Annotated in this window: 22 protein-coding genes and 1 pseudogene; 18 read left to right on the forward strand and 5 right to left on the reverse strand. The window is 35.2% G+C overall.

Translation table 11 applies throughout. The features are described 5' to 3' along the window. Positions 1-125: 125 nt before the first annotated feature. The 5 genes from ACNQGH_RS05620 to ACNQGH_RS05640 all read left to right on the forward strand — a co-directional run bounded on the left by ACNQGH_RS05620 (position 126) and on the right by ACNQGH_RS05640 (position 5,379). Positions 126-557 (forward strand): GyrI-like domain-containing protein, encoded by a 432-nt coding sequence (locus ACNQGH_RS05620; protein WP_417955208.1) that lies wholly within the window; start codon positions 126-128, stop codon positions 555-557. A gap of 195 nt (positions 558-752) precedes the next feature. Further along, a complete protein-coding gene (locus tag ACNQGH_RS05625) occupies positions 753-1,385 on the forward strand; it encodes a TetR/AcrR family transcriptional regulator (protein WP_417955009.1) in 633 nt (210 codons plus the stop codon). After that, on the forward strand, positions 1,375-2,700 hold the full coding sequence (locus tag ACNQGH_RS05630; protein WP_417955010.1) for a TolC family protein: 1,326 nt from the start codon (positions 1,375-1,377) through the stop codon (positions 2,698-2,700). Before ACNQGH_RS05625 ends, ACNQGH_RS05630 begins: the two co-directional genes overlap by 11 nt. Positions 2,701-2,711: 11 nt before the next feature. Beyond that, positions 2,712-3,791, forward strand: coding sequence for an HlyD family secretion protein (locus ACNQGH_RS05635; protein ID WP_417955011.1), 1,080 nt, complete (start codon positions 2,712-2,714; stop codon positions 3,789-3,791). A gap of 1 nt (position 3,792) precedes the next feature. Further along, the gene (locus ACNQGH_RS05640) at positions 3,793-5,379 is read left to right on the forward strand and encodes a DHA2 family efflux MFS transporter permease subunit (protein WP_417955012.1); all 1,587 of its coding nucleotides are present in this window, start codon (positions 3,793-3,795) and stop codon (positions 5,377-5,379) included. 66 nt (positions 5,380-5,445) lie between these two features. On the opposite strand, the gene yaaA is transcribed toward ACNQGH_RS05640, so the two are convergent. Then, positions 5,446-6,204 carry a peroxide stress protein YaaA gene (gene yaaA, locus ACNQGH_RS05645; protein WP_417955013.1) on the reverse strand — a complete coding sequence of 253 codons (759 nt, stop codon included), beginning with the start codon at positions 6,202-6,204 and terminating at the stop codon, positions 5,446-5,448. Positions 6,205-6,308: 104 nt separating this feature from the next. Between yaaA and ACNQGH_RS05650 the strand changes: the two genes are divergently transcribed. From ACNQGH_RS05650 to ACNQGH_RS05690, 9 genes and pseudogenes are all read left to right on the forward strand, one after another. Beyond that, positions 6,309-6,908 carry a GNAT family N-acetyltransferase gene (locus ACNQGH_RS05650; protein ID WP_417955014.1) on the forward strand — a complete coding sequence of 200 codons (600 nt, stop codon included), beginning with the start codon at positions 6,309-6,311 and terminating at the stop codon, positions 6,906-6,908. Next, positions 6,908-8,176 carry an MFS transporter gene (locus ACNQGH_RS05655; RefSeq protein ID WP_417955015.1) on the forward strand — a complete coding sequence of 423 codons (1,269 nt, stop codon included), beginning with the start codon at positions 6,908-6,910 and terminating at the stop codon, positions 8,174-8,176. The genes ACNQGH_RS05650 and ACNQGH_RS05655 overlap by 1 nt, the downstream gene beginning before the upstream one ends. 80 nt (positions 8,177-8,256) lie before the next feature. After that, positions 8,257-9,507, forward strand: coding sequence for an ATP-binding cassette domain-containing protein (locus ACNQGH_RS05660; RefSeq protein WP_417955016.1), 1,251 nt, complete (start codon positions 8,257-8,259; stop codon positions 9,505-9,507). A 203-nt stretch (positions 9,508-9,710) separates the two neighbouring features. After that, the gene (locus ACNQGH_RS05665) at positions 9,711-11,132 is read left to right on the forward strand and encodes an adenosine deaminase (RefSeq protein ID WP_417955017.1); all 1,422 of its coding nucleotides are present in this window, start codon (positions 9,711-9,713) and stop codon (positions 11,130-11,132) included. Positions 11,133-11,366: 234 nt separating this feature from the next. Further along, a complete protein-coding gene (locus ACNQGH_RS05670; RefSeq protein ID WP_417955018.1) occupies positions 11,367-12,158 on the forward strand; it encodes a transglutaminase domain-containing protein in 792 nt (263 codons plus the stop codon). A 121-nt stretch (positions 12,159-12,279) separates the two neighbouring features. Next, positions 12,280-12,577 (forward strand): annotated as a pseudogene (locus ACNQGH_RS05675) (glyoxalase superfamily protein). Positions 12,578-13,279: 702 nt separating this feature from the next. Continuing rightward, complete coding sequence (locus tag ACNQGH_RS05680; RefSeq protein ID WP_417955019.1) at positions 13,280-15,796, forward strand: PAS domain-containing protein; 2,517 nt, start codon at positions 13,280-13,282, stop codon at positions 15,794-15,796. 6 nt (positions 15,797-15,802) lie between these two features. Beyond that, positions 15,803-16,237, forward strand: coding sequence for a response regulator (locus ACNQGH_RS05685; protein WP_417955020.1), 435 nt, complete (start codon positions 15,803-15,805; stop codon positions 16,235-16,237). A 7-nt stretch (positions 16,238-16,244) separates the two neighbouring features. Continuing rightward, positions 16,245-17,243 carry a PAS domain-containing protein gene (locus ACNQGH_RS05690; RefSeq protein ID WP_417955021.1) on the forward strand — a complete coding sequence of 333 codons (999 nt, stop codon included), beginning with the start codon at positions 16,245-16,247 and terminating at the stop codon, positions 17,241-17,243. Between the two features lie 190 nt (positions 17,244-17,433). Here ACNQGH_RS05690 and ACNQGH_RS05695 read toward each other — a convergent pair whose 3' ends face one another. Continuing rightward, positions 17,434-18,477 (reverse strand): RluA family pseudouridine synthase, encoded by a 1,044-nt coding sequence (locus ACNQGH_RS05695; RefSeq protein WP_417955022.1) that lies wholly within the window; start codon positions 18,475-18,477, stop codon positions 17,434-17,436. Continuing rightward, on the reverse strand, positions 18,467-19,090 hold the full coding sequence (locus ACNQGH_RS05700) for a PASTA domain-containing protein (protein WP_417955023.1): 624 nt from the start codon (positions 19,088-19,090) through the stop codon (positions 18,467-18,469). The genes ACNQGH_RS05695 and ACNQGH_RS05700 overlap by 11 nt, the downstream gene beginning before the upstream one ends. A gap of 218 nt (positions 19,091-19,308) precedes the next feature. Between ACNQGH_RS05700 and ACNQGH_RS05705 the strand changes: the two genes are divergently transcribed. The 3 genes from ACNQGH_RS05705 to ACNQGH_RS05715 all read left to right on the forward strand — a co-directional run bounded on the left by ACNQGH_RS05705 (position 19,309) and on the right by ACNQGH_RS05715 (position 21,428). Beyond that, complete coding sequence (locus ACNQGH_RS05705) at positions 19,309-20,280, forward strand: D-alanine--D-alanine ligase (RefSeq protein WP_417955024.1); 972 nt, start codon at positions 19,309-19,311, stop codon at positions 20,278-20,280. A gap of 11 nt (positions 20,281-20,291) precedes the next feature. Continuing rightward, positions 20,292-20,747 carry a pantetheine-phosphate adenylyltransferase gene (gene coaD, locus ACNQGH_RS05710; RefSeq protein ID WP_417955025.1) on the forward strand — a complete coding sequence of 152 codons (456 nt, stop codon included), beginning with the start codon at positions 20,292-20,294 and terminating at the stop codon, positions 20,745-20,747. Positions 20,748-20,849: 102 nt separating this feature from the next. After that, entirely contained in the window at positions 20,850-21,428 is a 579-nt protein-coding gene (locus ACNQGH_RS05715) for a PhnA domain-containing protein (RefSeq protein ID WP_417955026.1), read from the forward strand. Positions 21,429-21,522: 94 nt separating this feature from the next. On the opposite strand, the gene ACNQGH_RS05720 is transcribed toward ACNQGH_RS05715, so the two are convergent. Together ACNQGH_RS05720 and ACNQGH_RS05725 are read right to left on the reverse strand one after the other, a co-directional pair. After that, positions 21,523-22,869, reverse strand: coding sequence for a DEAD/DEAH box helicase (locus tag ACNQGH_RS05720; RefSeq protein WP_417955027.1), 1,347 nt, complete (start codon positions 22,867-22,869; stop codon positions 21,523-21,525). Positions 22,870-23,178: 309 nt separating this feature from the next. Further along, positions 23,179-23,784, reverse strand: coding sequence for an NUDIX hydrolase (locus tag ACNQGH_RS05725; protein WP_417955028.1), 606 nt, complete (start codon positions 23,782-23,784; stop codon positions 23,179-23,181). Between the two features lie 7 nt (positions 23,785-23,791). Between ACNQGH_RS05725 and pyrE the strand changes: the two genes are divergently transcribed. Then, positions 23,792-24,439 (forward strand): orotate phosphoribosyltransferase, encoded by a 648-nt coding sequence (pyrE, locus tag ACNQGH_RS05730; protein WP_417955029.1) that lies wholly within the window; start codon positions 23,792-23,794, stop codon positions 24,437-24,439. The last annotated feature ends 6 nt before the right edge of the window (positions 24,440-24,445 follow it).

The following is a 24,445-nucleotide window of genomic DNA, read 5'->3' on the forward strand; positions in this document are numbered from 1 at the left end:
TATCGGCTGAATAGGTCAATTTACAAAGATTCTATTTTTGATAATATATTCAAACGATTAGTCTCACATCCGCATCGGGGCTGGAAACAAATCGTAGTGATTAAGTAAGTAACTCGAAAAAATTAATTGGCAAGCGCATTCAAATGTCCCTTATCAATAACAAAACTCGTGAGCTATGGTCCCATTTTATGCCAAGACGAAAAGAAATACAAAACAACATTGACACTAATCTTTATTCGATACAGTTATATGACCCCTTGTATTTTAATAATTTCAATCCAAACACCACTTTCGAGAAATGGGCTGCAATAGAAGTTCCCGATTTTAATACTATTCCCTATGAAATGGAAACCTTTACCTTGCTAGCAGGATGCTACGCCGTCTTTCAACATAAGGGACAAAGCACTGCTATCTTCGAAACTATTTTCAGGACATGGTTACCGAATTCAGAATACCTTTTAGATAACAGACCTCATTTTGAACTGTTAGGAGCAAAATATAAAAACAACGATCCCGATTCGGAAGAAGAAATTTGGATACCCATAAAAGCTAAATAAGCAGCATTATATACCTTTAACTTTTTGATACCGATGATAACGTATTAATATGCCCAATCAGGCAAAAAATAATTTTCAGGAACCGCTTTTTCAATATTAAAAATGAATATATTCATGTTAAAATTATGTTAAAATAAAACTAAACAACTGTTTAAGTTAAACGGTTGTTTAATTTTGTGACACTATTTAAAGTGTATGGGTTCAGTTACTAATTTTAACGAAAAACAAATTAAGATACTTGAGGTAGCGGAAACGCTATTTGCTGAAAAAGGTTTTGATGGCACTTCAATCAGGAACATCGCTAAAGAAGCTAAAATAAACATAGCCATGGTTTCCTATTATTTTGGATCCAAAGAACGCTTACTGGAATCCCTAATTATATATAGAACTTCCGATTTAAAATCTCAATTAGATACATTAATGCAAGAAAACCTCGAGCCGATTGAAAAAATCAATAAGTTAATCGAGCTGTATATTAATAGAATCAATTGTAATAAAGGAATATACAGAATTCTACATTTCGAGTTTGCCACAAATAAACGGGACTTAAATTTTCAATCTTTCACTGAATTAAAAAAAGGAAATCTAAAATCCTTGGAATCCATTATCGAAGAAGGTCAAAAAAAGGGCGTTTTTCGAAAAGATATTATTATTCCGCTGATAACTCCAACAATCCTTGGTACGTTCTTTCATTTTCACATGAACAAACCTTTCTTCGAAAATTTACTAAACTTGAAAACCGAAGACTTATATAATAATTACATTAAAACCAATTTGACAAAACACATCCAACAAACAATAAAAGCCCTTCTGATATATGAAAGTTAGTCAATTAATGCTCTTTGGGATTTTCTTTATCGGAATTTCATCCATAGATGCACAAGAAAAAACGAGTTTAACGCTCGACGAAGCCATCCATTTGGCTTGGACAAAAAGCAATGAAGTTAGTTTAGCCAATACTAAAGTGGCTACTAAAAAATATGAGTTGCAATCGATAAAAAACAATCAATATCCTGATTTAAAAGTCTCAGGGCAATATCAAAGATTGGCAAAGGCTTCTGTCAATCTAAAAATAAACAAAAGCGATAATTCTGAACCGATGCCAGTTGTAGATCAATTGATGATTGGTCAAGTCAACGCCAGTGTTCCTGTTTTTGCCGGTTTTAAAATCCAAAACAGCATTAAGGTTTACGATAATTTATACCAGGCAGAAACAGCAACGGCTTCGCAAACAAAGGAAGAAATTGCAATGAGAGTGATTAATAGTTACGCCAGCCTGTACAAAGCGCAAAAAACCATAGAATTATTAAAAGAAAATCAAAAAAGTGCACAACAACGTGCTACTGACTTTGGTGAATTAGAAAAAAACGGTATCATTCCAAGAAACGATTTACTGAAATCTCAGTTACAGGTTTCTAAAATTCAATTGTCAATTGACGAGGCTGCCACTAATTTGAGCATCGTAAATTTCTCTTTGGTTACCTTGTTAAAATTACCCGTTGAAACACAACTAGAAATTCGAGAAAGTGATTTTGCCAACTTTCAGATGGATAATGTCCCAGCTAATGAAGAGCCGGCATTACAAAATCGTAAAGATTTAGAAGCAATTCGGTTTCAGGAAAAAGCAAGTCAAGCCAATATAAAAATGGCAAAAAGCGCTTATTATCCGGCTGTGTCACTTATTGGAGGCTATACCGCATTAGACTTAAAAAATGTAGTTACGGTTCAAAATGCAATGAATTTTGGAGTTGGTATTTCGTATGATTTAAGTTCAATACTTAAAAACGGAACCATGGTGAAACTAGCGGAAAGTAAATCACTGGAAGTACAAAACTCTGAAGCAATCCTTACCGATTATATCAAAATTCAAGTCCAAAAGGCAATTGAAGATTACAATTTAGCCTTAAAACAAAATGTAGTTTATGGACAGGCAGTAGAACAATCGGCAGAAAATTACAGGATCATAAAAGACAAGTACGACAACGGGCTTTCTGATACCAATGATTTACTGGAAGCAGACGTAGAGCAGCTGGGGTCAAGAATTAATAAAGCATTAGCAAAAGCAAATATTATTCAGAAATATTACGAACTGCTTTCTGTTACCGGACAATTATCACAATCATTCAATCTTTCAAAAATATAATTATCAATCACATGGAAAAGAAAAAAACAAATACAAAATTTATTATTATCCTAGTGGCTTTGATCGTATTAGGCGGAACTTATGGAACCTATAAATACATGCACTCCTTATCGCACGAAGAAACCGATGATGCGCAGATTGAAAAAAACATGAATCCTATTATTCCTAAAGTTTCAGGATATGTGGATAAAGTATATATAAAAGACAATGACTTTGTAAAGAAAGGTGATACGCTTTTTACCATTGACAAAAGAGATTATCAATTGAAAATTGATGAAGCGGTTGCTTCATTGCTGGCTGCAGAAGGAAATTTTGAAGTTTCAAAAGCAGATATCGGTAGCGCTTTGGCAAACATTTCTGTTTCTGATGCGAATGTACAATCGGCTGGTGGAAATCTTGAAACTGCAAAAATCAGATTAGGCAGAATCACCAGTGATTACAATCGTTATGAAAATTTATATAAAAATCATTCGATAACGAAACAACAATATGAACAAGCTTTAGCTGCCAAACAAGAAGCAGAAACTCAAATTCGCATTTTAAAACAACAAGAAAAAGCGAGTTCGTATCAAAAATCAGTTATTGTAGCCAAATCAAAAGTTTCTGGTAAACAAACTGAAGTGGCTGCTGCCAACATTAAAAGAGCGGAAGCCATGCTTGAGGCTGCAAAATTAAATTTATCCTACACTGCAGTTACCGCGGCTATTGATGGTCAGGTTTCAAAAATTGATATCCAACCGGGGCAATTAGTACAACCGGGACAATCTCTCTTTTATATCATTAATAATTCTACAGCTTGGGTAATTGCTAATTTTAAGGAAACGCAATTGAACAAAATGATTATTGGGCAAAAAGTAACCATCAAAGTTGATGCTTATCCTGATTATGATTTTGAAGGTTCCGTTACTTCATTTTCTCCTGCAACCGGTTCCCGTTTTTCTATCCTGCCTCCGGACAATGCAACTGGAAATTTTGTAAAAACCATTCAGCGATTACCTGTAAAAATAAGCCTGAATGCATCCAATGATGTTGAAAAAATAAAATTATTACGACCGGGAATGAATGTTGATGTTGATGTACATTTAAACTAAAATGGTACAAGTAAAAGAAGAAGATGATTTAGTAGAATACGGTTACAGACGAGTTCTAATTACGATTACAGCAGTACTTTGTGCATTGCTGGAAATCGTAGACACCACTATTGTCAATGTAGCCTTAACGAACATGAGAGGAAGTCTGGGCGCAACATTAAATGACGTGGCCTGGGTTATTACTGCCTATGCTATTGCAAATGTTATCGTAATCCCAATGACAAGTTGGCTTTCACAACAATTTGGGAGACGAAATTATTTTGTTGTGTCCATCATTATTTTTACCGTTTCCTCCTTTTTATGTGGTAATGCCAATAATATATGGGAACTGATTGCCTTTAGATTTATTCAAGGTCTGGGTGGTGGTGCCTTATTAGTTACGGCTCAAACTATCATAACGGAGAGCTATCCCGTTGCAAAACGTGGCATGGCGCAGGCTATTTATGGAATGGGGGTAATTGTTGGGCCTACTTTAGGCCCGCCATTGGGTGGTTACCTTGTCGATAATTTTTCCTGGCCTTATATTTTTTATATCAATATTCCTCTTGGAATCATTGCCACCATTTTGGCATTGAGTTTTGTAAGAAGCCCTAAATTTGGTGAAAAATTAAAAGCCAAGCAGGTCGATTGGCTGGGGATTTTTCTTTTGACGGCTTTCATCGGTTCTTTACAGTTTGTGTTAGAACACGGTCAGCAAGATGATTGGTTCAATAATAAGGTAATTACATTTTTAACCGTAGTATCCGTTTTTGGTTTAATATTGTTTATTTGGAGAGAATTGACCTACAAACATCCTATTGTGAATTTAAGCGTTCTAAAAGATGGAAATCTAAGAATAGGAACCTTAATGTGTTTCATTTTAGGATTTGGACTCTATGGTTCGACTTTAATTATTCCAATTTACACACAAGCCATTTTAGGATGGACAGCCACAGATGCGGGTTTATTGCTTATTCCAGGTTCAATTACCACCGCTATTATGATGCCCATTATTGGTAAATTAATTCAGAGAGGCGTTCCCCAAGGTTATATGGTTGGTATTGGATTTTTAATATTCTTTTTCTTCACCCTTATGATGCACAATAGCATGACGCCCAGTACCGGAGTGGAACATCTTTATTGGGGATTGATTTTAAGAGGAATCGGATTAGGATTACTTTTTGTGCCAATAACAACCCTTTCGCTGTCAACATTAAAAGGGAAAAACATTGGTGAAGGCGCTGCTTTTACCGGAATGATGCGACAATTAGGAGGTTCCTTTGGAATCGCAATTATCACTACTTTCATCACAAGATTCAGTCAGGAACATCGGGTGAATTTGGTTTCCCATTTAGATGGAAGCAGATTAGAAGTACAACAACGCGTAATGATGTTGCAAAAAGGTTTTATGTCAAAGGGATTTTCGACTAACGAATCGTTAAAAAAAGCCTATCAAGTCATTGATTATTCAGTCATGAGACAAAGCACCGTCTTATCCTATATGGATATTTTTCTTTACCTCGGCGTTATGTTTTTATGTTGCATTCCAATAATCTTTTTAATTAAAAAAGGGAAGAACAAAATTAATCCTGCAGATGCAATGCATTAATGGCAAATTAAAAAAATGCCGGTTTTCAGTACGAAAATCGGCATTTTTTTAAATAGTGAGATCCTATTATCGAGTAAAAACCAAATGATTCCCTTTTGATAAATTAGCATCAAATTGATAGCCTTCATAATTGAAACCTTTTAAATCATCAATTGTTTTTGCACTGGTATCAATGATATAGCGGACCATCATTCCCCTGGCCTTCTTGGCAAAGAAACTGATTATTTTTAGTTTTCCATTTTTATAATCTTTGAATTCCGGAGTAATTACCGGAACTTTCAGGGCTTTTACATCAATCGCCGAAAAATATTCTGTACTGGCTAAATTGATAAATAATTCTCCTTTTTTAAGTTCTTTATTTAATGTTTTTGTAATGGTTGGTTTCCAAAATTCGTATAAATTTTTGCTTCCGCCTATAGGCAGTTTCGTCCCCATTTCCAATCGATAGGCTTGTATCAAATCCAATGGTTTCAATAATCCATATAAACCGGATAGTATTCTCAAATTATCTTGCAACATTTCTAATTTTTCTATCGGAATCGAATAAGCATCTAATCCGGTATATACATCTCCGTCAAAAGTAAAAACTGCCGGACGTGCATTTTCTGCCGTGAACGGTGTTTTCCATTCCTGGTTGCGTTTCCAGTTCAAATCTGCGAGTTTATCTGAAATACTCATTAAATCAGACAGCTGGGCAGGCTTCTTTTCTTTTAAAACTTTATGCACTTGTCGTGATTCTTTTAGAAACTGGGCATCTGTGTGAAGTGAAGTGGGTAACTCTTTTTCAAAATTTAAGGATTTGGCTGGCGATATAACAATTTTCATATACTATACTCTTTCAAGTTCTTTTATTAATTGTTTCAAAAGTACAAATTGAAAACAAGAAAGTAGGAATCTATGAATTGATTTGTTGAATACTATAATAGAAAATGAAAATTGCCATCAAAATTATTTGTGTATTTTTGATTTTTGAAACAAACCAAACCATCATTCCCATTATGAATTCAACTGAAATTAGAAAAGCCACGCTATCCGATCTTGAAGCAATACAAAATATAAGTACCCAAACTTTTATCGAAACATTCGCAGCTGTAAATACTCCCGAAAACATTGCTAACTATATAACGGAAAGTTTTAATTCTGAACGATTAACGGCTGAATTAAACAATATAAATTCTCATTTTTATCTAGCCACTATAGGGAACGAAATACTGGGTTACTTGAAAATAAATTTTGGCGAAGCCCAAACCGAAACCATAAATAAAAATGCTTTAGAAATACATCGAATTTACGTTTCACAAGCTTTTCACGGAAAAAATATAGGTCAATTATTGATTGACGAAGTAAAAAAAATTGCACAACAAACTGGTGTTGATTACATTTGGCTTGGTGTCTGGGAAGAAAATCACAGAGCACTTAGATTCTATTCCAAAAATGGTTTTCTCGAATTTGACAAACATGTTTTTACATTAGGAAACGAAGAACAAACCGACTTATTGATGCAATTTGTACTAAATAAAAAAAAGTAATGAGCACTAATCCATCCCTTGACATAAATAAACCAACCCGTATTCTTAATGCCGCCGTAATTGTGGCAGCACTGGGTTATTTTGTTGATATTTATGATCTATTACTTTTTGGCATTGTCCGTACCGATAGTTTGAAAGAACTTGGAATTACAGGTGATGCGATACGGAATCAAGGCGAATATTTGATTAGCATGCAAATGTTTGGGATGCTCTTTGGTGGTATTCTTTGGGGAGTTTTAGGTGATAAAAAGGGACGGATTTCAGTTTTATTTGGTTCCATCTTAATTTATTCTGCAGCGAATATTGCCAATGGAATGGTAACTACGGTCGATGGCTATGCTTTTTGGAGATTGATTGCCGGAATTGGTCTTGCAGGAGAATTAGGTGCCGGGATTACTTTGGTTACCGAATCCTTACCGAAGGAAAAACGAGGTTATGGAACTATGATCGTCGCTTCTGTGGGGGTTTCCGGAGCGGTGGCTGCTTATTTAGTCTATCAGATTTTTCAGGACTGGCGTTTGTGTTACTATGCCGGTGGCATTCTAGGAATACTTTTACTCTTTCTAAGAATCAGCATTACTGAATCTGGAATGTTCAGAAAAGTACTGGAGAGTGAAGAAAAGAAAGGTGATTTTTTGTCTTTATTCACTGATAAAAAGCGGTTTTCAAAATATTTTCAGTGTATTCTTATAGGAGTCCCTCTATGGTTTTTAGTTGGAGTTTTAATTACTTTTTCCCCTGAATTTGCCAAAGCTCTTGGTGTACAGGGTTTCGAGACTATTGCTGCGGGGAAAGCGATTGCTTTTTGCTATGCGGGATTAGTTTTTGGGGATATTGCCAGCGGTTTATTAAGCCAGCGGCTGAAAAGTCGAAAAAAGATCATGCGTTTGTTTTTGATATTTAATCTAATTATGGTTTTCGTGTATTTGAATGCCTTTGGAATTACAGCTTCCACTTTCTACATACTTTGTTTTATTATGGGATTCTCTGTAGGTTACTGGGTCCTATTCGTGACCATTGCAGCGGAACAGTTCGGAACCAATATTCGGGCAACGGTAACGACAACAGTTCCTAATTTTGTTCGTGGTTCCCTTCCATTAATTATCTTGATTTATGGCTTTTTCAGAGACCATCTTTTTGATGGTAATATTCTCAATGCAGGTATGATTGTAGGATCAATTCTGTCTGTGACGTCAATTTTAGCTCTTGCAAAATTAAAAGAAACCTTCCACACTGATTTGAATTATACTGAAAATAGTTTTTTATAAAAGGAATAATATTTGTGTTTGAAAAAGGATACGTTTAATTTTACCAATGCATCTTAGCATGCCAAATTAGTTATTTACAAATGACCAAAAATACACATTGGAACATACTTTTATCGAATCGGGTAGATAAAAAAGTCTTTATTGAAACTTTGATTTCAGGAGAAGCCAAAGGAGAATTAATTGCTTTTAATGAACTCAAAGGGATTCTTTTTTCTGCCATCGCTATTGAAAAATTCATCGAAAAAGAAGATCGATACGATAGTGTTGAAGCCGCTCACCAATCAAACCGAAAATTACGTACGTTTTCCTCCGGTGAACAAAAAAAGGAGTTTTTACGCTATTGTATCAATCAAAATCCGGATTATATCATTTTTGACAATCCTTTTGATCATCTAGATCAATCCTCGCGGGCCGCACTATTCAGTTCACTCGAGAAATTATCGGCTTCCGTCCGCATCATACAATTGGTTAATCGCGCAACTGATTTGCTTCCTTTTATTCAAAATAAAAGGCATATAACTGATAATTCTTTTGCTTTAAACAAAATTAGTGCAGCAGAAACAAATCAAAAAACAGCGGTAAAGCCCCTGCTGCCAAAATCCTTGAAACCTTTTGATTATAAAGAAAGTATCCTGATAAAAATGAATGGGATTTCCGTAAGTTATGACAACAGAACTATTGTGGATTCAATTTCCTGGACGATCAAACAAGGGGAATTTTGGCAACTTGTTGGCCCAAACGGTTCTGGAAAAAGCACGCTTTTATCCATGATTACAGGAGATAATCCAAAAGGCTACGGACAAGAATTATATCTTTTTGGAAGAAAAAAAGGTAGCGGTGAAAGTGTCTGGGAAATCAAGAAACAAATTGGTATTTTCTCAACGGCAATGATGGAATTATTCCAAAGAAATAATACTTTAGAACAAATGATTCTTTCTGGATTTTTTGATTCTATCGGATTGTACACCGAACCAACCACTTTACAAAAACAAATTGTTGCGCAATGGCTTGATGTAATTCAGATGAGCCATTTAAAAAACAAAATATTCAATCAACTCTCCATGGGCCAGCAAAGAGTAGCACTGATAGTTCGTGCCGTTCTCAAACACCCGCCATTAGTCATTCTGGATGAACCAGTGGAAGGCTTGGATGATGCAAATGTAGCCCTGGTCATACAACTCATCACTATCTTAATGCAAGAAACGAAAATGACCATTCTATATGTTTCCCATCGAATAGAACCGATGCTCGCTCCTACTTCTGTTTTTGAATTAATTCCAACAGCAACGGGCTCCATTGGCAAAATAAAATTTCATTCAGAACTTAATTAAATGGCCTTGAATATTTACCACTTGCTTAAAATCAAAATATTCCCATGCCTAATATAGAAAACGGAATTGCTTAAATTTGAAAAAAACATACCTTTGATTAAAATGCGTATTGCACTTCATTAGTTTGTGGGCTAAATCCAGCTTCCTTAATCTATTATTATTTCAGCGGTCGCAATACAAACCATTCAATTGAAATTTACACTATGAAATTATTCTTAACGTTACTTTTTTCTGCTCTTTTGAATATTGGTTACGCCCAATCAGCTGATGAGTATTTCGAAAAGATTAGAAATAATGAAGCTGCATTAACTGCTTTCTTTTCTCAGATGCCAAAAGGAGGCGATTTACACCATCACTACTCCGGATCGATCTACGCTGAACCTTTATTGGAACGAGCCATTGCGGATGATTTTTATCTCAATACTGAAACCATGCAGGTGAATAAAGAAAAACCATTGGTTGGGAACTGGGAACAATTTTCAGCACTAAAAAGCAATGGTGAATTGGATGCTTACAAACAAAAAATCATGCAAAAATGGTCTGTAAAAGATTACAATCATGTGGATTATCCTTCGGACAAGTTGTTTTTTGAATCGTTTATGAAGTTTGAGCCAGCAATCAAAGGTAATTTTGGACCAGGGGTACTGGAACTAAAAAATAGAGCCATTACAGAAAACGTCAGTTATATTGAAACGCAATTAGCTACGATTCCGTGTACTATGAACACGGATGATTTGACAAAATTCAATACTCGATTACGACAATTATCAAAAATAAAAGACGAAAAAACAATTATAAAATCGCTGGATTCTGTTTATAATGTATTACTGCAAAAGAATGCGGCATCGTACGCCACTGATTTCAATGTAAACTTTGTAGCCAAACTTCATAACGACCTTAAAATTGATGATGCGAAGTTCACGATGCGTTATCAAAATTTTGTATTGCGTTTTATGGAACCGGTTGATTTATTTAAAAATCTGGTCATAGCCTTTATCTCAGCCGACAGCAGTCCGCTTATGGCGGGTGTTAATATTGTTTCACCAGAAGATGGCGAAACATCCATGAAAGATTATTGGCTGCACATGGTGATGTTTAAATATTGTCATTCTCGCTATCCAAATGTAAAATACACGCTGCATGCCGGTGAACTTACTCTTGGTTTAGTTCAACCCGAAGACCTAACCTGGCATATTAATGCCGCTGTATATCTTGCCGGAGCCAACCGTATTGGTCATGGCGTGGACATGGCGTATGAACAAAATTCGTATGATTTATTGCGTTATATGGCTAAGAAGACAATTCCCATCGAAATAAACTTAGTGAGTAATGAATTCATTTTAAAAGTAAAAGAAAACCGCCATCCGTTGACATTGTACAAAGAATTTGGTGTTCCCATTGTTATCAGTACTGATGATGCAGGGATTTTACGAACCAATATGACGGAGCAGTATGTTGTACTGGCCAAAAGATATAAAAACATCACTTACGCTGATATTAAACAATTTGTTTATAACAGTATTAATTATAGCTTTATAAAAGAAACTTCCGTAAAAAAACAACTGCTTCAAAACCTCGACTCTCGATTTAAAACTTTCGAAGCAAATTATCCTCTAAAAAAATAATTTTCAGAGCCCGTTAGCAATGGTTTTAAAAAATAAAATCAATAAAAAAGCATCACTTGGGGCCTTTTATTTCCTGTTTAACGGTTAACTATAAAAAATATTTTTCAAATAATTAATTTCACTATATTTGATATACCTACTTAATTACTATACCCTTACAATTACAAAAAAAATCATTTTATACGTTTCATTTCTTTATTTTAATTGTTTAAAAACAGGATAAATTATTGAGCAATGAGAAAATCTTTAATTTGGTATTTAAGAAGGCATCCTTTACTATACGAAGCACGATTTAGGTTATTATCTAAGAACGCATCTATTGATCGTGTAGAAAATTTTTGCTACAACAACATAAATAAGGCAGCCGACATTCCGGAAATCTACTTTGAGTTAAATCCTCTAATTTTCGATACAATAAAAGTCGCATTAAGTGATATTGATAAAGCAAAACAAATAGCCATTTGGCTTAGAAACAATATAAAAGGTGGCCCGGGACTAGGCAAATCATCTGCAATTGCCTTAAGAAAAATGATGAACGGCGAAGGAGGGGTTTGTAGCGATTTTTCGCAAGTCTTCAATAATTTTTGTGTGATAAATGATTTAAAAGTAAAAGAATGGGGGCTGAAAGTAATCTCAAATGATCCTACTCTTAAAGGCGGTCATGCGTTTAACGAGGTGTATTCCAAAGAATTGCAAAAATGGTTTATAATTGATGTTTCCAAGTCACTGCTTTTCTATCCTGTTAATCCAACCATTCCCTTATCCATTTTCGACTTGGTCACTCTAAAAAATAAAAATGAAAAAGTAAGCTTTTCGTGTTTTAACAAAAATACCGTACCTGACTGTAAGAGGATAACTGATATTTATATAACTTCTTATTCTGCGCCTTTTTTAATTACAAATTATTCCAATAAAACATACGACTCCTATTTAAACAAATTAAACTTTCTTCCAGAACCCCTTGTTCATGGATTATTATTTCTCCTTGGAAAGAGCTATGCTTTTGAGTTTCCGAAATATAAATAATAGATTCGCAAATCACGAATTTCACTATATTTTGGAAATACGAATTTATTTAGAATCCATTATGACCATTGCATGACCTATTTTTAGAATTTTTGATTATGACAAGGCCAAAGCATTTTATATCGAATGGCTAGGTTTTAAAATCGACTGGGAAAATAAACCGGACAATGCTCCTATTTATCTGCAAATATCTCTAAATGGTATTGTTATTACCAGAGCATCACGGCGATTGCAGTCCAGGAGCACGAGTACATATTGAAAATTTTCACAATCTTACAGCCTTTTACGAAAAAATTATTACCAAAAACTACAAATTCAACAGGCCCAGTTTTGACAAAGCCTCATGGAACCCCAATACTATTTGTATGCAAGCCACTGACCCTTTTGGGAATCGATTAACTTTTACGGAGGAATTATAAAATAAAACATTCAATTATCTACAGGCGGTCCGCAAAGTGTGTGATTGTCCCTAAAGAAGTTAAAAAGAGTTTAAAACGATAAAAGAGCTACGATCTGGCAGCCTCTCTATATAATTGTTTTTCCAAGTTTTAATTTGCCTGTTTATTCCTGTTTGGTCAGCCATAAAATAATACCGTATGAAGCCCAAGAATAACATCTTTTTTATTTTTTCAAAAATTTTAAAGCTTTCATTTGAAAATAATATTTAAAAAGTGATTTTTTTTATGCTTTTTCATAATATTTTCTTAAATTGGCACTATAAATGACAAGCCTTTGGATCTTTTACAAAGAAAAAAGTAGTATACCACAACAATTAGTAGCACTATTGTAAAAGTTATTTAAAAAAAGACAATCTTTATTTCCAGTATCCCGATAGTTAGCGGATAAACAAACAAATACCACAACGGCACTATGCTAAAAATAGTTAGTTCAAAATAACCATATTGGTTGTAATTAAAATAATTACAAATCAACGTGTTAAAATAATATTGAAACGAATCTAAATTTTCAAAAAACAAAACGAATAGACTTTCAGGGAATTGCCTTTAGAATATTAAAAAATAGGCAAAAAATATTCGAAGCCCAATACTTTTATAATTGCATAAGACATTTAATATCAAGATCCGAATCAATAAAATTAATTTATTTTAAAAACAGGGGCTATGAAATTCAATTTTGAAAAAAAATTAACCTTTCTATTTATTCTAACAACCCTAGTTTTAGTATTGTTATTGATGGTATTCTATAACAATAATCAAAAAATAAAAACTACGGGCAATTGGGTTGAACATACACAGGAAGTACTTCGCAAGAACGACAAGGTGCTTTTAGATGTTCTGGATATTGTAACCGGCTCAAGGGCATATTTTTTTTCAGGGGATCAAGTTTTTTTAGAACACTACTATAAATCCTCTAAAACAATAAAAGGAAATATAGCGGCACTGACAGCACTTACCAAGGATAATGTTAGGCAGCAAGCGAGAATTGATTCCTTGAAAAATATGATTGAGAAACATTTGATTTACACGAAAAAACTTATTGAAATCAAAAAAAACAGTAGCCTGAGTGAAACCGAAAAAACAGTTATCAACCATAAGGGCACTCTTTTTACCAATAAAATTCGATTATTAATTGATCAAATTAATAGTGAGGAACTTTTTTTGCTCAAACTGAGAAAAACAGAAAATGAAAAAAGTATAAAAGAATTCGAACGGCTATTTTTTATTCTTCTTTTTTTCTTTTTAGTCATCCTGTTACTGGTGAGCCTTGTAATTATTAAGAACCAAAAAACAAGAGCCAAACATGAAATAGAATTAAATAAATCAAAAGAACTTTTCTCCAATTTATTTAATCACAATCCCTCGGCTATTGTAATCAGTCGACTCAAGGATGAAAAAATAATAAATACTAATAATAGCTTTCTGGAACTATTTGGTTTTTCAAACCTTGAGGAAGTCATTGGTAAAACTGCTGCTGAATTAAATATCTTATTCAATCCGATTCAAAGAGAAGAAATTTTTCAAGTCCTGAAAGAAAATAAAATTGTAAAAGGAATTGAAACTACGATGCAAACTAAAAAGGGTGCTATCCTATGGATTTCTACCTCTATTCTTTTACTAAAAGTAGACAATACATCCTGTCTTTTTTCGGTTTCAATTGACATTACGGAGCGAAAAAAAGCGGAAGAGCAACTGTTAATAGCGAATAAAGAGTTGGAAAATTATATTCAGCAATTAGCAGAAAGTGAAGAAAAATTCCGAGTAGTCTTAGATTCTGCCCGTATTGGAGCATGGGATTTGAATTTGGTTAATGGCACCGCCTGGCGCTCCTTATTGCACGACCAAATATTCGGTTATGACGATTTTTTACCGGAATGGGGGTATGAGATTTTTATAAAACATGTAATTCCTGAAGACAGAAAATATGCTGAGCAACGATTTGAGGAAGCGTATTCCAAAGGCAAGTTCAGTATGGAATGCCGCATTAAAAAAGCAAACGATACCATTCGGTGGATTTCAGCGCAAGGCCTTGTTTATAAGAACGAAAAAGGGGAGTTAACCAAAATGATGGGAATAGTTATTGACATTACTGATCGTAAAAATTCAGAACATCAATTGAAAGTTATTACGGCAAAACTAAAAGAAGCCCAGACACTGGCAAAAGTTGGCAATTGGGATAGTAATTTAGTTACCAATACCGATACGTGGTCTGACGAAGCTTTTAAAATTTTGGGGGTTGATCCAAATACAACGGTAGCGTCATTAGAGACCTATTTTTCCTGCATACACCCAAATGATCTGGCTTTTGTAAAAGAAAAAGTAAATGAAGTTTTCACCACCTTGAAAGGAAACACATTCAATCACCGAATAAAAAGACAAGACGAAACAATCATTCACGTCCTTTCTCAAACTAATGTAGATTTTGATGAAAATAATAAACCGAGACGTTTTTTCGGAATTGTTCAGGATATAACAGAAATAAAAAATGCCGAAGAAAAATTAATTGAAATAAATCAAGAATTGGAGTCTTTTTCGTATTCCATCTCTCACGACTTACGTGCTCCGCTACGTGCCATCAATGGTTACGCACAAATACTCAATGAGGATTACGGAGAAAAGTTAGATCAGGAAGGAATGCGTATTCTTGAAACAATAAGATCCAATGCCACCAAAATGGGAACCCTCATAGACGACCTGCTTGCTTTTTCGCGTCTTGGACGAAAAGAGATGCAGAAAACCGAAGTGGATATGAATCAATTAATCGAAAGTGTCATCAATGAAACCAATAAATCAATAACGTACAAGGCCAAAATCAATACCGCCCATCTCCATAAAGTGAAAGCAGACTATAGTTTGCTTCACCAGGTAATGTTCAATCTTGTTTCGAATGCCATAAAATACTCTTCAAAGGGAGAAAATCCTATCGTGAGAATTTCTTCAGAAGAGAAAAACGGTGAAATTATATTTTCAGTAAACGATAACGGTGTAGGTTTCGACATGCAATATTCCGATAAATTATTTGGTGTATTCCAGCGCCTGCATTCCTACGAGGAGTTCAAAGGGACAGGAGTTGGCCTGGCAATTGTTCAACGAATTATTATCAAACACGGCGGAAAAGTTTGGGCAGAAGGAATAGTAAACAAAGGAGCGACATTTCATTTTTCATTAACAAAAAACTAAAACAACATGAACAACTTACAAATTCTTTTAGTCGAAGACAATATGAACGATGCCGAATTAACCATTCGAGCACTGAAAAAAAATAATCTGGCAAATAAGTTAATTCATCTTAAAGATGGAGCGGAAGCGCTGGATTTTATCTTTGCAAAAGGCGAGTATTCTGATCGAGAGATGGATAACATCCCAAATGTAATTGTTTTGGATTTGAAAATGCCGAAAGTAAATGGCATAGAAGTATTGAGGAGAATAAAATCCGATGAGCGCACAAAAAGAATCCCCGTTGTGGTACTCACCTCTTCGAAAGAAGATCCGGATATCCAGGAATGCTACAGCTTGGGCGTAAACAGTTATGTGGTGAAGCCTGTGGAATTCGACCATTTCGTTAAAGCGGTGAGCGACTTAGGATTGTACTGGATGATATTAAACCAACCACCACAATAAAATCACTATGGAAAAGATATTAAAAATATTAATACTGGAAGACAATAAAAGCGATGCAGGGTTACTCCTGTATGAACTGAATAAATCCCGATTGATTTTCACTTCGGAAATTGTCGAAACTCGTGCAGCTTTTGAAAATGCTCTTGATATCTTTAAACCTGATGTCATATTATCCGACTTCAATCTTCCCTCATTTGATGGAGCCGTAGCGTACCGCATTAAAGAAAAAAAATATCCAGAAATTCCATTTATTATTGTTTCAGGAACTATTGGAGAAGAAAATGCGGTTGAACTTATTAAAAATGGCGTTACTGATTATGCACTGAAAGATAAACTTTTTACACTACCCCTTAAAATCGAACGTGCATTGAAAGAGGCCGAAGAAAAGAAAGAAAACAAAGAGGTCAGCGAACGCTTCAGCCTGGCTGCAAGAGCTTCCAAAGACATAATATATGAATGGAAGATAAACGATGATGTAATTTGGAGAAATGATGCCTATTATAATTTTATGGAAATAGAGAAAGAAAAAGAATGGATAGACCTCGCAAGTTGGTGCAATTCCATTCATCCTGATGACCAGGAAAGAGTGACAAACAGTGTTACAGATTTTTTTAAAAGCAAAGAAATTTTTTGGTCCGGTGAATATCGTTTTCTGGATAATAAAGGAAAGATTTATTATTTTGTTGACAAGGGGTACTTACTACGAGACCAAAATGGAGCCCCCTTCAGAATGATCGGGTCGATCGCTGATGTTACCGACCTAAAAGATTACATAACCCAGCTCAAAGAAATGCTTTTTATGACTTCTCATAGAGTACGACAACCCATTGCAAATATTTTAGGGCTGTCAAATGAACTTGATGATCCATTAAATGATCCGGCAGAATTAAAACAAATAGTCGATTATATAAAATTTTCTGCAATCAATCTTGAAGAATTTACCCATGAACTAAATCATTTTATTCAAAACTCAAAAGATAAAGCAGAAAATAAAATCCAAAACTAGGAGATTTGCCAAGGGGAACGAAGTTGGTATATACTCCAATAATAAAATGAATATACTTAATCTTAGCATGATAAATAAATAAACAATACAAATCAGCATTATATTTAGCTCCTGGGAACAGCTATTTCATATTTAAGATAATACCAGCCAAAAATTATAAAAGTAAAAAGCCCCTTGGGGCTTTTTACTTTTAATCTTCTTCTTCCTCTGTGCTATGCGATTTTGAATACCCTCGCCATTTTTCAATACAATCCTGAAAATCCTGTGGAAGTTCCGTATCAAAACGCATCATCTCACCGGTTGTAGGATGGATAAATCCCAAAGTCTTCGCATGTAAAGCCTGTCTTGGCAATGCTTTAAAGCAGTTTTCTATAAATTGTTTGTATTTAGTAAACGTAGTTCCTTTCAAAATCAAATGACCACCATAACGCTCGTCATTAAACAGCGGATGTCCGATGTGTTTTAAATGCGCTCTAATCTGGTGCGTTCTCCCTGTTTCCAGTTGGCACGAAATCAAAGTTACGTAACCAAAACGCTCCAAAACTTTATAATGTGTGACGGCAGGTTTCCCTATTTCCGGATCAGCAAAAACCGCCATTTGCATGCGGTCTTTCAAGTGGCGCGCCAAGTTTCCTTCAATCGTTCCCTTTTCTTCGACAACATTCCCCCAAACCAAAGCAATATACTCCCTTTCAGAAGTTTTAGCCTCAAATTGTTTGGCAAGATGCGTCATAGCTGCTTCAGTTTTGGCAATAACCAACAGACCCGAAGTATCTTTATCAATTCTATGAACAAGTCCCGGACGTTCGCTGCTGTTCATTGGCAAATTATCAAAATGATATGCCAAGGCATGCACCAAAGTTCCCGTATAATTTCCATGACCAGGATGAACCACCATTCCCGGCAATTTGTTTATCAATAACAAAGTCTCATCTTCATAAACAATATCAAGCGGAATATTTTCCGGTATAATATGGTTTTCATAGGGAGGATGCGTAAGCATTACCCGTACAACGTCGTTGGCTTTCACTTTGTAATTCGACTTCACGATGGCATCGTTTACAAAAATATTTCCTTCCGTTGCAGCGGATTGTATTTTATTTCGAGTTGCATTTTGAATCAAGCCCATCAAATATTTATCAATTCGCAAAGGTGTTTGTCCTTTAGGAACTTCAAACCTGAAATGCTCAAATAACTCTTCTTCTAAATCTATTGTATCTATATTATTGTTCATTTTCTGGTGTTGCTTCTACCGGTTTTGCAAGACTGTCTACTGCAGCACTTTCCTCTTCATAACTCATTTTCCCGTCTCCTAAAACCAAATCGATCTTGGATGATTTCAAGACTCTGTCTCCAACTTTCAGGTTTCTGCCTTTGTAACGCATTTCCAGCACCATATCTTTTCCAAGATTGGGAACATAAGTAATAGTTCCTTCTTCCAGGCCTAAAGCTTTCAATGTTGGCACTGCTTCACGATATGTTTTTTCAATCAAATCAGGAATTCGCACAGACGAAAATCCAGAAGCGTTGATTTTGATATACACTTTTCGACCCACTTTTACTTTCGTTCCCGGCAGCGGATCCTGCTCCACCACACTAAACTTAGGAAAATCACTTCTAAAATCCACGCTGTCCAAAAGCACGTAATCTAAATCCAATTCATCCAGTTTATCCTCGACTTGTTCTTCAGTTAGCTTGCGCAAATCCGGAACAGCAATTTCATGACCATGATCCGTTGTAAACGTCAACCAGTGCATAAACAAATAGCCTAAAACAGCAATAATGGCAAGAGCAATTAATACTTGCCCAAAAAAGACACGGCTTGTAAGATACTTACGTAAAGTCATAAATTTATTTTTATATGCGGCAAAGATAAAGCTATTTCGTTTCAAAAAAAATGATAATTTTGTTTAATCGTTTTTAGGAGCTATTTCCCGCTATCCGCTTGTATTTTTCCTTTTTTAAAGAAAAAAGCAAAGGCGCTATCGGCTAGAAATCGTTTTACAAACAACTTTATTTTTTCAAAAACCTGAGAACCAAAAACCCAACACCTAAAACACAAAAAATGAAAAACATTGCCATCATCATGGGCGGATATTCCAGCGAGTATAAAATCTCACTAATCAGCGGAAACGTCGTATATCAATTTCTTGACAAAACTAAATACGACGGATTCCGAATCCATATTTTCAAAGAAAAATGGGTCTATGTTGATGCCAATGACACTGAATTCCCTATTGATAAAAATGATTTTTCAGTAACGGTAAACGGAACTAAAATCACTTTCGATTGCGTTTTCAATGCCATTCACGGAACACCGGGTGAAGATGGATTAATGCAAGCCTATTTCGAATTGTTGCAGATTCCACAAACATCCTGTGATTATTACCAGGCAGCATTAACGTTCAATAAACGTGATTTATTGTCTGTTTTAAAACCATACGGGATAAAAACGGCCATTTCTTATTACTTAAATAAAGGAGACATCATCAACACAGAGGAAATTGTCACTAAAGTAGGACTTCCTTGTTTTGTAAAACCCAATAAAGCCGGTTCCAGTTTTGGAATTTCCAAAGTAAAAACCATCGCTGAATTACCAATCGCAATCGAAACGGCATATAAAGAAGACAACGAAATCATCATAGAAAGTTTCCTTGACGGTACTGAAGTTTCCGTTGGTGTTATCAATTACAAAGGAACTGTAACCGTTTTACCAATAACGGAAATCGTTTCTGACAATGATTTCTTCGATTATGAAGCCAAATATTTGGGCAAATCACAAGAAATCACACCAGCCAGAATCTCGGATGAAATGACGCAAAAAATAAACGAAATAGCCAAACGCGCGTACAATGTCCTAAAAATGAAAGGTTTTTCAAGAAGCGAATTTATATTGGTAAACGGAGAACCACACATGTTAGAAATGAATACTATTCCAGGACTAACCACCGAAAGTTTAATTCCGCAACAGGCCAAAGCGGCTGGAATTTCGTTGGAAGACCTCTTTACTAATGCAATTGAATTAGCTTTAGTTTAAAAATAAAAAAAATGAGAAAAGCCATATTCCCGGGTTCGTTTGACCCCATCACCTTAGGTCATGAAGACATTATCAAAAGAAGTATTTCTTTATTTGATGAAATCGTAATTGCCATTGGTATCAATGCCGAAAAAAAATACATGTTTTCACTGGAAGAAAGAAAACGGTTTATCGAAGAAACATTCAAAAACGAACCTAAAGTTACGGTAATTACATATGAAGGTTTAACTATTGACCTGTGTCATAGAATTAAAGCCGATTTTATCCTTCGTGGTTTGCGCAATCCCGCCGATTTCGAGTTCGAAAAAGCCATTGCCCATACCAACAGACGTTTATCAAAAATAGAGACGGTATTTTTATTGACTGCAGCACGAACTTCGTACATCAGTTCCAGTATTGTGAGAGATGTCATTCGTAATGGAGGGCAATATGAAATGTTGGTTCCCGATGCAGTTCGAGTAAAATAGTGATCCGTAAAAAACAAGATTGTTGACTAACAAACAGTAGAATATAAATTTGTGAAAGGAGACAATTAGCTGTATTTTCACCAAAAACAAAAGCCATCAGACATGAGTATAGAAAGAGAATTAAATAAACGCAGTGGATCTAAATGTGAACTTTGTGGTGCAACTGAAAACCTAAAAGTATACCAAGTGTTACCTACAAAAAAGGGAGGAATAGATGAAAGTATTTTAGCTTGCCCCACGTGTATTGATCAAATCGAAAATCCGGATACTGTAGATTTAAACCATTGGAGATGTTTAAATGACAGTATGTGGAGTGACCATACCGCAGTACAGGTAGTAGCATGGAGAATGTTAAGTCGTCTTCGTGCAGCAGGTTGGCCTCAGGAATTACTGGACCAAATGTATTTAGATGAAGATACTTTAGCTTGGGCTCAGGCAACTGGTGAGGGTGAGGATGATGAAAACAAAGTGATTCACCGTGATAGTAACGGAGTAATTCTGGAACACGGTGATTCTGTGGTTTTAATCAAAGATTTGAAAGTAAAAGGCTCAAGTATGGTTGCTAAACAAGGAACTGCAGTTCGTAACATTAGATTAGACCATGAAAATGCTGAATACATTGAAGGAAAAGTTGATGGCCAACAGATTGTAATTATTACACAATACGTGAAAAAGATATAGTTTGCAGATTTCAATTTGCAGCAAACAAAAAAAACGTCATAATGACGTTTTTTTTGTTTTAGTTAGGAGCGATTTAACCTTCTTTATCCGAAAGCTACTCCTCTTCTTTCTTCATCACTTTTCGAGCCACTTCAATTTTAAATTTCTTGCCTTTCATTTTTTCGTCTTTGATCGCATGCAGTAAATCTTTTACTTTATTGAATTTCACGGCTGCAAAAGAGATAAAATCTTTTACTTCGATTAATCCTAAATCCCCTTTCTCTAATTTCCCTTTTTGAGAAAAGAAACCTACAATATCTATTTTATTGAGTTTATTTTTCTTTCCGCCACTAATATAAATTGTCTGGAATTCAGGAGGTTCTGGTAATGAAGTCGAATTTTCCACCTTCAAAGCTTCCACACCATAATTGATGTAATCCATCTTTTTCTCACTTTCATGAGCAATAATATAAGCCGTTCCAGATGCCAGCATACGTGCTGTACGACCGTTTCTATGGGTGAATTCGTCTTCTTTTGATGGCAGATGATAATGAATTACGTGATTCATTTCTGGAATATCAAGTCCGCGCGCAGCCAAATCAGTTGTTATTAAGTAGCTTACACTTCCGTTTCTAAACTGGATTAAAGCGCGTTCCCGCTCATCCTGATCCATTCCTCCATGATAGTACGTAGCATAAATTCCTTTTTCATTTAACGTATCGCTAATACGTTCTGCAGCATCACGATGATTACAAAAAACAATTGCCGATTGTGATTTCAAAGAACAAATCAAATTAAACAAACTTCCTATTTTATCTTTCTCCTTAGAAACAACCATTCTCATGGAAAGATTTGTTTCTTCTTCATTTTCCGGAATAAAGTCCAAAATTGTTGGGTTAACCACTTGTGTATATTTTGGAATCTCAATATCGGAAGTCGCCGAAACCAAAACACGTTTGTTCACTTTTGCCAGTTTTCCAATGATAAAAGACATTTGTTCATGGAAACCCAATTGCAATGATTTATCAAATTCATCCAGAATCAACGTTTGAATTTTATCCACACGAAAAGTTCCTCTGTCGATATGGTCTGCAATTCTCCCTGGCGTTCCTATTAAAACCGCCGGCGGATTGCTTAAATTCTTAATTTCCGTATCAATCGAATGTCCACCGTAGCAGACATTTACTTTATAATCGGTCCCCATTTTTTTCCAAACTTGTTCAATTTGCAAACCCAATTCGCGAGATGGAACCAGAATTAAGCATTGAACTGATTGAATTTCTGGCTGTAACATTTCTAAAACAGGCAGCAAAAAAGCCAGTGTTTTTCCTGAACCTGTTGGCGAAAGCAATAAAACATTGCTATCATTCAGTATAGCATCTTGCGCTACCACCTGCATTTCGTTCAGGCTTTCGATGCCTAAATTCAAAAGTATATTGTTGGAATGGTGTTTCTTATTCATTTTGCAAAGGTAATTAAAATAGTTAGCAGTTTTCACTGTTCGTCTTCAGTTTCAAGAAGGCAACTGAGAAAAGGGAATAACGGTACTTTGAGAAGATCCAAAACCAAAAAAACACAAGTATGCGATCCATTACGACTGCAAACTGCCATCGGAACGATACCCACGGGAAGGATTATTATCATCAGCGTTTAGTGATTTTCTTTAGAATCTAAGCGCAATATATGGATCACCAGACCGCATTTTAGAAAAGGGGGCTAAGTAACAACTGTTACTTAGCCCCCTTTTCTAAAATCCAAAAACAGCACTAATTTACGGATGAAGATTCTTTTCTTCTTCAAACAATAACTTTATGTTCTCGTAAGAGTTTTTTAAAGCTTCCTTAATTTGCTCCGGATTCATCCAGGCTACTTTTTCGATTCCTTCTTCTAATTGCCCTTCCGGAGTACCTTCAAAATCAGATTGCATTTCGAACCAATGTGTAATTTTTAGTTTGTACTTTCCATTGCGTTTGAAAACATGATACGTTTTTTGAAGTTTATGGGAAATTGTTAAACCATTTACACCAGTCTCCTCCTCTACTTCACGCATGGCTGTGGCTTCAATTTCTTCACCTTTTTCAATTCCGCCCTTTGGTAAATCCCATTTTCCATTTCTGAAAATGAATAAAACCTCCCCTTTTTTATTGTAAACTAAGCCTCCGCCTGCTTTGTTAACAGGAATTTTTGCTTTCAAAGTCTTCATAATCTCCTTTTCATCAGGATGATACAAGTACGCTTTTTGAATTTTATTTTGAAATATTTTTACTATAAGTTGCTCTATGTCAATACTTTCTAATAAAAAAAGTTGAAAATCAGTCTCCTTGGAGATGTGATTTGTCAAAAAAAGTGGTTTGTCGTTAACAAAAACTTTATACATTTGTACTATGATTTTTAATAAAGATACAGCCGAAAAAACAGCCGAATTGCTTTTGCAAATAAATGCAATTAAATTGAATCCAGGAAATCCTTTTACATGGGCTTCAGGATGGAAATCTCCTATTTACTGTGATAACCGATTAATACTCTCATTTCCAGCCATAAGAAATTATGTCCGGGATGAATTTGCCAAAAATATTGAAAAACAATTTGGTAAACCTGATGTTATTGCCGGAGTAGCCACTGGAGCGATAGGAATTGGAATGTTAGTTGCCGAAAGTTTAGGGTTACCATTTGTGTATGTTCGTCCAGAAGCAAAAAAACATGGAAGGTTAAACCAAGTGGAAGGTTTTTTACAAAAAGGACAAAATGTTGTTGTTGTAGAAGACCTGATAAGTACCGGAAGCAGCAGCTTACTTGCCGTTGAAGCCTTACGTGCAGCAGGAGCAAACATAAAAGGTATGGCAGCCATATTTACCTACGGGTTTGACGTAGCAAGCCAAAATTTTGCAGCCGCAAATATTGATTTATTTACACTTAGTAATTATCAAAATTTGTTGAATTTGGCTGTTGCCAAAAAATATATTACCGAACAAGAGGAACAAACCTTGAGAGAGTGGAATGTGAGTCCGTCGACTTGGAATATTGAAGTTTAAAAAATT

The sequence above is a fragment of the Flavobacterium kochi genome (assembly GCF_048286715.1).
GTDB lineage: Bacteria > Bacteroidota > Bacteroidia > Flavobacteriales > Flavobacteriaceae > Flavobacterium.